Origin of the sequence: uncultured Tepidimonas sp. (assembly GCF_938045175.1) — a bacterium.
Classification (GTDB): Bacteria; Pseudomonadota; Gammaproteobacteria; order Burkholderiales; family Burkholderiaceae_C; genus Tepidimonas.
Window position 1 is genome coordinate 1 of record NZ_CALIND010000051.1, and the last position, 9787, is coordinate 9787.

A 9787-nucleotide genomic window follows, 5' to 3' on the forward strand; every position below is an offset into this window, starting at 1 on the left:
GGAGGCCCCGGCGCCGGGGCTCGCGCCTGCGCTGCGCCAGCAAATGGGGCTGGCGGCAGTGGCCGCGGCGCGCGCGGTGGGCTATGTGGGTGCGGGAACGGTCGAATTCATCGTCGAGCAACCGCTGGGCTACGACCACCCCGAGGCGATGCGCTTTTACTTCATGGAGATGAACACGCGGCTGCAGGTGGAGCACCCGGTGACGGAGGCGATCACGGGGCTGGACCTGGTGGAGTGGCAGCTGCGCGTGGCCGCCGGCGAGCCGTTGCCGCTGACCCAAGAGGCGCTGACCCTGCGTGGGCATGCCATCGAGGCGCGCATCTGCGCCGAAAACCCCGACAACCAGTTTTTGCCCGCGACGGGGCGCCTGGCCGTCTACCGCAAACCGGCGTGCAGCGCCTTCACGGTGGCGGACGTGCGCATCGACGATGGCGTGGCCGAGGGCGACACCATCAGCCCGCACTACGACTCGATGATCGCCAAGCTGATCGTGCGCGGGGAGTCGCGCGCACAGGCGCTGGCGCGGTTGGACGAGGCGCTGGCGCGCCTGCACATCGTGGGCGTGGCCAACAACGTGGCGTTCTTGCGCCGGGTGGTGCGCAGCGCGTCGTTTGCGCAGGCGCATCTGGACACCGCGCTCATCGAGCGCGAGCAAGCGGTGTTGTTTGGCGTGTCGGCCCTGTCGCGCGAAGCGGCGGTCGCCATTGCAGCCGCCCACACGCTGCAGGCTTGGCAAGCGCAGGCCGATGCTGATCCGTGGAGCGCGGGCGATGGCTTTGCCAGCCACGGCGTGCGCACGCGCACCCTGACGTTCCGCTGGGGCGACGAGTCGCTGGACGCGCAACTGTCGTGGCCGCGCGGCGGTGGGTGTGGGTTGCGTATTGGGGAGGGTCAAGCGGCGCAACAAGGCCCGCTGCACTGGCGGCCCGACCCTGGTGGGGGCTGGGCGCTGGGCGTGCAGTGGGCTGGGCACGCGTGGCGCGCCACCGTGTACGCCGATGGCGAGCGTGTGCACGTGTTCACGCCCGACGGTGCGGTGGCGCTGGTGGTGGTCGATCGGTTGGCGCACGCGGGTGACGCGGCCAGCGAAGGCGGGCGGCTGACCGCACCCATGCCAGGCAAGGTGGTGCGCTTTGCGGTGCAGCCGGGCGAGGCGGTCAAACGGGGCCAACCGCTGGCGGTGCTGGAAGCCATGAAAATGGAGCACACCATTGCCGCCCCTGCTGACGGCGTGGTCGAGGCGTTGCTGTACGCTCCGGGTGACCAAGTGGCCGAGGGAGCCGACTTGTTGCGGATGCGCACACCATGAGCACGACCAACTACCCCAGCCGCGTGCGTCTGATCGACGTCGGCCCGCGCGACGGCCTGCAAAACGAAGCCCAACCCGTGCCCACCGAGGTCAAAGTCGAGCTCGTGCACCGCCTGCAGGCCGCGGGGCTGCGCGAGATCGAAGTCACCAGCTACGTCAGCCCGAAGTGGGTGCCGCAGATGGCGGACAACCACGCCGTCATGCAAGGCATCCAGCGCCAGCCCGGGGTGCGCTACTCGGTGCTCACGCCCAACCTCAAAGGGTTGGAAGCGGCGCTACGGGATCGGCCCGATGAGATTGTGGTGTTTGGTGCTGCCAGCGAGGCGTTCAGCCGCCGCAACATCAACTGCAGCATTGCCGAGAGCATCGAGCGTTTTGCCCCTGTGGTCGAGGCCGCGCGCAATGCCGGCATTGCCGTGCGCGGGGCCATGAGCTGCACCGTGGGCTGCCCCTACGAGGGCGACATCCCCCCGCAGCGGGTGGGCGAGTTGGCCGCGCGGATGAAGGCCATCGGCGTGCAACGGGTGGACGTGGCCGACACCATTGGGGTGGGCACGCCGTTGAAGGTGCAACGCGCGATCGAGGCGGCGCTGGCGCACTACGACATCGACCACATCAGCGGCCACTTCCACGACACCTATGGACAGGCGTTGGCCAACACGCTGGCAGCGCTGCAAATGGGGGTGTGGAATTTTCAGACATCGGTGGCGGGGCTGGGCGGCTGCCCGTACGCGCCTGGTGCGACTGGCAACGTCGCCACCGAGGACGTGGTGTACCTGCTGCACGGGCTGGGCATCGAGACTGGCATCGATCTGGGCGCGCTGGCCGAGACCGGGGCCTGGATCAGCGAGCGCTTGGGCCGTCCCACGGCGTCGCGCGCGGGGCGGGCGCTGCGGGCGCGGGGGTGCTCATGAGCGCATCGACCCCGCCTCGGCCGCGCCTGTCGTTGGCCGACGCCCTGCGCCGCCAGCCCCCGGGGGCGCCGGTGCCGTCGCCTTGTATTGGGGTCTGCCGCATCGACGAGGCCACCGGTTGGTGTGCCGGCTGCTGGCGCACGCTCGACGAGATCGCTGGCTGGGGTACGAGCGACGATGTCACTCGCCGGCGCATCTGGCAGGCCATCGAGGCGCGGCAGGCCACCGGCGTCGGCTAAGATGTCATGACCGTCACTTCGCAGGAGGCATGATCCATGTTCAAGAAAATCCTCGTTCCCGTCGATGGCTCGGCCCTGTCGCACGCCGCGGGCACGCTGGCGGCCGATTTGGCCAAGCAGCACGGCGCCGAGATCGTGGGCGTGTATGTGATCGACCCGTTCCCCTACATCGGTATCGGTGACGCATCGGCCATTGGGCTGCAGGCGTATCTGGCCGAGGCGCAGGCCGCCGCCACGCGGGCGCTGGACGACCTCAAGCAAGTCTGTGCCGAGCGCGGCGTGCCGTTTGCCGGCGACACCATCGAGCGCAACGTCACCTACGAAGGGATACTGGAAACCGCAGAGGCCGAGGGCTGCGACCTGATCGTCATGGGCTCGCACGGCCGCAAGGGCGTGCAGGCGCTCATTCTGGGCAGCGTAGCCCAGAAAGTGCTCACGTACGCCAAGGTGCCGGTGCTGATCGTCAAACCGAGCGCCACTTGATCGAGCAGCCGATGCTGGCCACCTGATCGCGCGGCCCCTGGCCGGTCTGTGCGATCAGGCGCATTGCATCCAACAGATCGCACGGCGTGCCGGGCGGCGCGGCCTCCTTGCGCGACGCGTCGAAGCGACCCCGGTATTGCAGCTCGTCCTGGGCGTTGAAGCCAAAGAAGTCCGGCGTGCAGACTGCGCCCCAAGCGCGCGCCACCTCCTGCGTCTCGTCGTACAGGTAGGGGAACGGAAAGCCCCGCTCCTGCGCAACGCGCTGCATGTGTTCGAACGAATCCTCGGGGTAAGCCGCGGGGTCGTTGGACGAGATCGCAGCCACCCCGATGCCCATGTCGAGCAGCGTGCGCGTCACGGGCACCAGCCGCGGCAGAATCGCCTGTACGTATGGGCAGTGGTTGCAGATGAACATCACCAGCGTCCCTTTGGGGCCGCGGATGTCCTCGTAACGGTAGCGGCGTCCGTCGGTGGCGGGCAGGTCGAAGCCAGGGGCTTTCCAGCCAAAGTCGCAAACGGGTGGGATGGCAGCCATCGGTGTTGCTCCTTGTGTCGTTTCGGTGGTAACGATGGTAATCTAAGGAACCGCTAAACGAACCCCGCCTGCTCGTCTCGAGCGCAGCCGCGCCGGCGGGTTGCACAGAGGTGGGGCCGCAGGCGGCGGCGGGGATGTGGTCATGAGGGGTAGAAAGCGGTCGATTTCTGCCTCTTCTGAGCGCCCTCGGCCCTGATTATGTGTGCAGTGGCATCGGGGGCGTGTCCTCGCGCGTCAGGTCGATGCTGACAAAGCGGCGGATGGCCTGCCTGTCGTACACCGCGTCCTCGATTCCCTGATTCACAGCCCAAAGCCCTACGGCTTCGATCTCGGCCAGAAAGCGCTCGCGCGGGGTGGGCGTCTTCTTGGAGAAGTACTCGAGTTCAGCAAAGCTCGTCGGGGTTAGCACAGGGCGGGTTTGTTGGCTGGGTGGGAGAGAGTGCGTCGATGTGATGGTGCCCGGTCTTGGCAAGGGTGGGGATTGAGGCAGCGGCTCCTCTGGGAGCCGTGTGAGTGCACCTCGGGTGTGTAAAACCCGCGGTCGGCTGGCGTCGGGCTCTCTCCCTACAATGCAGGGCTCTCCATCCATCCCGAGGGCCGTGGTCGATGAAAGTCGTGGCAGGTGCAGACGCTAGCGCAGTCGATGCCGAGGCAACCACGCCAGCGGGCGTCATCCGCATCCGCGGCGCGCGACAGCACAATCTGCGCAACCTCGACCTGGACATCCGCACCGGTGAGCTGACGGTGGTGACCGGCCCCAGCGGCTCGGGCAAATCCAGCCTGGTGTTCGACACGCTGTTTGCCGAAGGGCAGCGCCGCTACGTGGAGACGTTCTCGGCCTACGCGCGGCAGTTTTTGGACCGCATGGACCGTCCGGCGGTGGACCACATCGACGGCGTGCCGCCAGCGATCGCCATCGACCAGACCAACCCGGTGCGCTCGTCGCGCTCCACGGTCGGGACGATGACCGAGCTCAACGACCACCTGAAACTGCTGTTTGCGCGCGCGGCCCAGTTGTTCGACCGGGTGACGGCGCTGCCCGTGCGCCACGACACGGTGGAGACGATCGTGGCCGACCTGCGGGCGCGCGCGGCGGCGGCGGGCGATCCGCGGCTGGTGGTGACGTTTGCCGTCGAACTCCCGGCCAGCACGTCGGATGAGGACGTGCAGCAGTGGCTCTCGGCCAGTGGCTACACGCGCGTGCAGGCGCAGCAGGTAGTGGGCGAGCGGCGGCGGCTGGATGTGGTGGCGGACCGCTTTCGCCTGGGCAGTGCCGACCCCGCGCGCGTGGCCGAGGCGGTGGAGGTCGCCCTGCGCCGCGGCGGCGGCCGCGTGACGGTGTATGCGTTGCCCGAGGGCGAGGCTGAACCGGCCCTGTGGCGGTATTCCACCGGCCTGCACTGCCCGGAGAGCGACATCCGCTACGCCGAGCCGCGGCCGTCGCTGTTTTCGTTCAACTCGCCGGCGGGCGCCTGCGACACCTGTCGCGGCTTTGGGCGCGTCATTGGCGTGGACTGGGGGTTGGTGATTCCCGATCCCAAGCTGACGTTACGCGCCGGTGCCATCAAGCCGATCCAGACCCCCGCGTTTCGGGAGTGTCAGGACGATCTGTTGCGCCACGCAGAGGCAGCGGGCATCCCGCGTGACACCCCGTGGTACCAGTTGTCGCCCGCGCAGCAGCAGTGGGTGCTGGAGGGCTCGCCGCATTGGTCGGGTGACTGGCAGCGCCAGTGGTACGGCATCCGCCGCTTCTTCGACTATCTGGAGAGCAAGGCGTACAAGATGCACATCCGGGTGCTGCTGTCCAAATACCGCAGCTACACCGAATGCCCGGATTGTGGTGGCGCACGACTCAAAACCGAGAGCCTGTTGTGGCGGCTGGGCACGCGGGAAGACGCCGACGCCGTGTTGCCCCCCGAGCAGCGCTTTCGCCCCCGCGGCGTGGCATGGACAGATGCGCAGCTGCAGGCGCTGCCTGGACTGTGCCTGCACGACCTGATGCGGCTGCCGCTGACGCGGCTGCGCCAGTTCGTCGAGCGGTTGCGGGCGCGCGTGGCCGAACTGCCCGCGGGCGAACGCCAGGCGCAAGGGCTGCTGCTCGACGAGATCGCCACCCGGTTGCGCTACCTGTGCGAAGTGGGGCTGGGCTACCTGACGTTGGATCGGCAAAGTCGCACGCTCTCGGGCGGCGAGGTGCAGCGCATCAACCTCACCACGGCGCTGGGTACTTCGCTGGTCAACACGCTGTTCGTGCTCGATGAACCCTCGATCGGCTTGCACCCGCGCGACATGGCGCGCATCAACCAGGCGATGGCGCGGCTGCGCGACGCGGGCAACACGCTGGTGGTGGTGGAGCACGACCCAGCGGTCATGGTGGCCGCCGACCGCATCCTGGACATGGGGCCCGGCCCCGGCGAGCGCGGCGGGCGCATCGTCTTCGACGGCCCGCCGGATGCGCTGCGCCGTGCCGATACGCTCACTGGGCAGTACTTGTCGGGGCGACGCCAGATCGGCTTCGGCGTCAAGCGCCGCGTTACCGAATCGACCCCGCGCCTCATCGTCGAAGGCGCGCGCGAGCACAACCTGCGCGGCATCGACGTCGCGTTCCCCTTGCAACGGCTGGTCGTGGTCACGGGGGTCAGCGGCTCGGGCAAGTCGACGCTGGTGCAAGACATCCTGGCACCGGCGCTGCTGCGTCACTTCGGCCAGCCCACCGAGGCCCCTGGCGCGCACGAGCGACTGCTCGGCGCCGACCATCTGGAGGGCGTGGTTTTCGTCGACCAGACGCCGATCGGCAAAACGGCGCGCTCCAACCCGGTCAGCTATGTGGGCGCGTGGGACGCCATCCGCACCCTGTTCGCGCAGACGCCACTGGCGCAGCAGCGCGGCTACACGGCGGCCAAATTCAGCTTCAACAGCGGCGACGGGCGTTGCCCGACTTGCGGCGGCTCGGGCTTCGAGCACGTGGAGATGCAATTTCTATCTGACGTGTACCTGCGCTGCCCTGACTGCCACGGGCGGCGCTACCGCCCCGAAGTGCTGGAGGTGACCATCGAGCGCGGTGGGCGCTGGCTGAGCGTGGCCGACGTGCTGGAGCTGACCGTGGCCGAAGCGGTGCAGTGTTTCGCCGCCGACCGCGAGGTGATACGGGTGTTGCAGCCACTGCAGGACGTGGGGCTGGAGTACCTGCGCCTGGGCCAGCCGGTGCCGACGCTCTCGGGCGGCGAGGCGCAGCGCCTCAAGCTCGCAGGCCATCTGGCTGCCGCGACACCCCAGGCGCCCAAGCGCGGCGCGCGCCGCGGCGTGCCGGTCGGCGACCCCGGCGCTCCCTGGGCGGACAAGACGGGGCGCGCGCGCGGCATGCTGTTTTTGTTCGACGAGCCGACCACGGGTCTGCACTTCGACGATATCGCCAAACTGATGCGCGCGCTGCGCAAGCTGCTGGAGGCCGGGCATTCGCTGGTGGTCATCGAGCACAACCTGGACGTGATCCGGGCGGCCGACTGGGTCATCGACTTGGGGCCGGAAGGCGGTGATGAAGGGGGCACGGTCGTGTTCGCCGGTACGCCCGAGGAGCTGCGCCAGCACCCCAGCAGCCACACCGCGGCCGCGTTGCGCGAGTACGCCCAGGCCATCGGCGAGGCGGCGGCCGCGGGTGAGCCGCGTCCCGCCGCTGCGGCCCCCGTGGCGCGCCCCGCGGCGCCGCCCGATGCGATCCGCATCGTGCACGCGCGCGAACACAACCTGCGCGACCTGTCGGTGGACATTCCGCACGGGCGCTTCACCGTCATCACCGGCGTCAGTGGTTCGGGCAAATCGACGTTGGCGTTCGACATTCTGTTCAACGAGGGGCAGCGCCGCTACCTGGAGAGCCTCAACGCCTATGCGCGCAGCATCGTGCAACCGGCGGGCCGCCCGGAGGTGGACGCCGTCTGGGGCATCCCCCCCACGGTGGCGATCGAGCAGCGTCTCTCGCGCGGGGGGCGCAAGTCCACCGTCGGCACGGTGACCGAGGTCTGGCACTATCTGCGGCTGCTGTATGTCAAGCTGGGGGTGCAGCACTGCGTGCACGATGGTGCGCCGGTGCAGCCGCAGACGCCCGAGCGCATCGTCGCCCAGTGGCTGCAGCGCTATCGGGGGCGCACCCTCAGCGTGCTGGCACCACTGGTCGTCCACCGCAAAGGGGTGTACACCGAATGGGCGGAGTGGGCCGCGCAGCGTGGCTACCCACAGTTGCGCGTCGATGGACAGATGCTGCCCACACAGGGCTTTCCGCGCCTGGACCGCTACAAAGAGCACACGCTGGAGCTGCCGGTGGCGACGCTGCGCGTGACACCGGCGGCGGAGGCGGATCTCCGCCAGGCCCTTGCGCAGGCGCTACAGCATGGCAAGGGGGTGGTGCACGCCCTGGCCGAAGGGGATGCCGAGGCCGCGGTGTACTCTACCCAGCGCGCCTGCCCGGTGTGTGGCACCAGCTACCCAGAGCTGGACCCGCGCTTGTTTTCGTACAACAGCCCGCATGGTTGGTGCCCGGATTGCGTGGGTACCGGGGTGCAGCTCACGCGCGAGCAGCGCCGCGCGCTCGACGACCGCACGCGCGACGACGCGCGCGGGCGCGAGCACACCTTTGCCGAGCCCGAGCTGGACGATCTGGGCGACGAGCCGTGCGCCACCTGCGGTGGTACCCGCCTCAACCCCATCGCGCGCGCGGTGCGCTTCCGCGATCGCCCCATCACCGACATCGCGCGCTGGAGCGTCGATGAGGTGTTGGCCTGGGTGCGTACACTGCGCGCGCCCGACGCCCTCAGCGGGCGCGAGGCCGACATCGCCCGCGATCTGTTGCCCGAAATCGAAAGCCGCCTGCGCTTTTTGCAGCAGGTGGGGCTGGGCTATCTGACCCTCGACCGTGGCGCGCCCACGTTGTCGGGTGGCGAGGCGCAGCGCATCCGGCTGGCGGCGCAGCTGGGCTCCAACCTGCAGGGCGTGTGCTACGTGCTCGACGAACCCACCATTGGGCTGCATCCGCGCGACAACCGCATCCTGCTCGACGCGTTGCACGCCTTGCGTCAGCATGGCAACACGCTGGTGGTGGTGGAGCACGACGAGGACACGATCCGCCGCGCCGATCACCTGATCGACATCGGCCCCGGTGCCGGGCGCCGCGGGGGGCGGGTGGTGGCACAAGGCGGCGTCGACGACCTGATGCGCACGCCCGAGTCGCAGACCGGCCGCTATTTGGCGCAGGCGATGCGCCACCCGCTGCAGCCGCGCCGCCCCGTGACCGACGACGCCCCTGCGCTGTGGGTGCGCCGGGCACAGCGCCACAATCTGCAGGGGATCGACGTGCGCGTGCCGCTGCACCGGCTGGTGGCCGTCACCGGCGTGAGCGGCTCGGGCAAATCCACGCTGGCGCGCGACGTGCTGCTGGCCAACGTGGCGGCGGCGCTGGCCGCGCCCCGGCGCAGCCGCGCGCTGCGCTGGAGCGGCTGTGCGCGCATCGATGGTGTGCAGGTCATCGACCGCGTGCTGGAGGTGGACCAGACCCCGATCGGCAAAACGCCGCGCTCGTGTCCGGCCACCTACGTCGGTTTTTGGGATGCGATTCGCAAGCTCTATGCCGAAACGCTGGAGGCCAAGGCCCGTGGCTATGGTCCCGGGCGCTTTTCCTTCAACACCGGCGATGGCCGCTGCCCGGTGTGCGAGGGGCAGGGGGTGCGCACGATCGAAATGAGCTTCCTGCCCGACGTCAAGGTGCCGTGCGAGGCCTGCGGCGGGGCGCGCTTCAACCCCGAGACGCTGGCCGTGACCTGGCGCGGCCGGTCCATCGGCGAGGTGCTGGCCATGTCCGTGGACGAGGCGGTGGACTTCTTTGCCTCCATGCCCGCGATCGCGCACCCGCTGCACCTGCTACAAGACGTGGGACTGGGTTATTTGACGCTCGGGCAGCCGAGCCCGACGCTGTCCGGTGGCGAGGCGCAGCGCATCAAGCTGGTGACGGAGCTGAGCAAGGTGCGCGATGACGTTGGCCGGCGCGGGCAAAAAGCGCCGCACACGCTATACGTGCTGGACGAGCCGACCGTGGGCCTGCACATGGCCGACGTGGACAAGCTCATCCGGGTGCTGCACCGGCTGGTCGATGGCGGGCATAGCGTCGTCGTCATCGAGCACGACCTGGACCTGATCGCGGAGGCGGATTGGGTCATCGACCTGGGTCCCGAGGGCGGGGCGGGTGGCGGCCGTGTGGTGGGCGAGGGTACCCCCGAGGACTTGGTGTGCCAAGGCACGCACACGGGGCAGGCGCTGGCCG

The 9787-nt window shown here is 69.3% G+C and carries 6 protein-coding genes and 1 pseudogene; 5 read left to right on the plus strand and 2 right to left on the minus strand.

The genetic code is table 11. The features are described from left to right. The 4 genes from Q0716_RS02655 to Q0716_RS02670 form a co-directional block, all read left to right on the plus strand. A partial coding sequence (locus tag Q0716_RS02655) for a biotin/lipoyl-containing protein (protein ID WP_299019353.1) occupies positions 1-1309 on the plus strand: 1309 nt, incomplete at its 5' end. Next, positions 1306-2223: a hydroxymethylglutaryl-CoA lyase gene (locus tag Q0716_RS02660; RefSeq protein WP_299019355.1), complete on the plus strand. Its 918-nt coding sequence runs from the start codon at positions 1306-1308 to the stop codon at positions 2221-2223. The genes Q0716_RS02655 and Q0716_RS02660, both read left to right, overlap by 4 nt. Next, positions 2220-2462 (plus strand): DUF1289 domain-containing protein, encoded by a 243-nt coding sequence (locus tag Q0716_RS02665; protein ID WP_299019357.1) that lies wholly within the window; start codon positions 2220-2222, stop codon positions 2460-2462. Before Q0716_RS02660 ends, Q0716_RS02665 begins: the two co-directional genes overlap by 4 nt. A gap of 36 nt (positions 2463-2498) precedes the next feature. Beyond that, complete coding sequence (locus Q0716_RS02670; RefSeq protein WP_299019359.1) at positions 2499-2945, plus strand: universal stress protein; 447 nt, start codon at positions 2499-2501, stop codon at positions 2943-2945. On the opposite strand, the gene Q0716_RS02675 is transcribed toward Q0716_RS02670, so the two are convergent. Further along, complete coding sequence (locus Q0716_RS02675; protein ID WP_299019366.1) at positions 2926-3480, minus strand: thioredoxin family protein; 555 nt, start codon at positions 3478-3480, stop codon at positions 2926-2928. The two genes, Q0716_RS02670 and Q0716_RS02675, sit on opposite strands and share 20 nt — an antisense overlap. 226 nt (positions 3481-3706) lie before the next feature. Next, positions 3707-3889 (minus strand): annotated as a pseudogene (locus Q0716_RS02680) (IS5/IS1182 family transposase); the annotation flags it as partial. A 197-nt stretch (positions 3890-4086) separates the two neighbouring features. On the opposite strand from Q0716_RS02680, the gene uvrA reads away from it, so the two are divergent. Further along, on the plus strand, positions 4087-9787 hold a 5701-nt coding region (gene uvrA, locus Q0716_RS02685; RefSeq protein ID WP_299019369.1), incomplete at its 3' end, for an excinuclease ABC subunit UvrA.

What these genes read in the sequence shown, in the direction of transcription:
- Q0716_RS02660 (WP_299019355.1), top strand. Translation starts at nt 1,306, where the DNA reads ATGAGCACGACCAACTACCCCAGCCGCGTGCGTCTGATCGACGTCGGC.
- Q0716_RS02665 (WP_299019357.1), top strand. Translation starts at nt 2,220, where the DNA reads ATGAGCGCATCGACCCCGCCTCGGCCGCGCCTGTCGTTGGCCGACGCC.
- Q0716_RS02670 (WP_299019359.1), top strand. Translation starts at nt 2,499, where the DNA reads ATGTTCAAGAAAATCCTCGTTCCCGTCGATGGCTCGGCCCTGTCGCAC.
- Q0716_RS02675 (WP_299019366.1), bottom strand. Translation starts at nt 3,480, where the DNA reads ATGGCTGCCATCCCACCCGTTTGCGACTTTGGCTGGAAAGCCCCTGGC.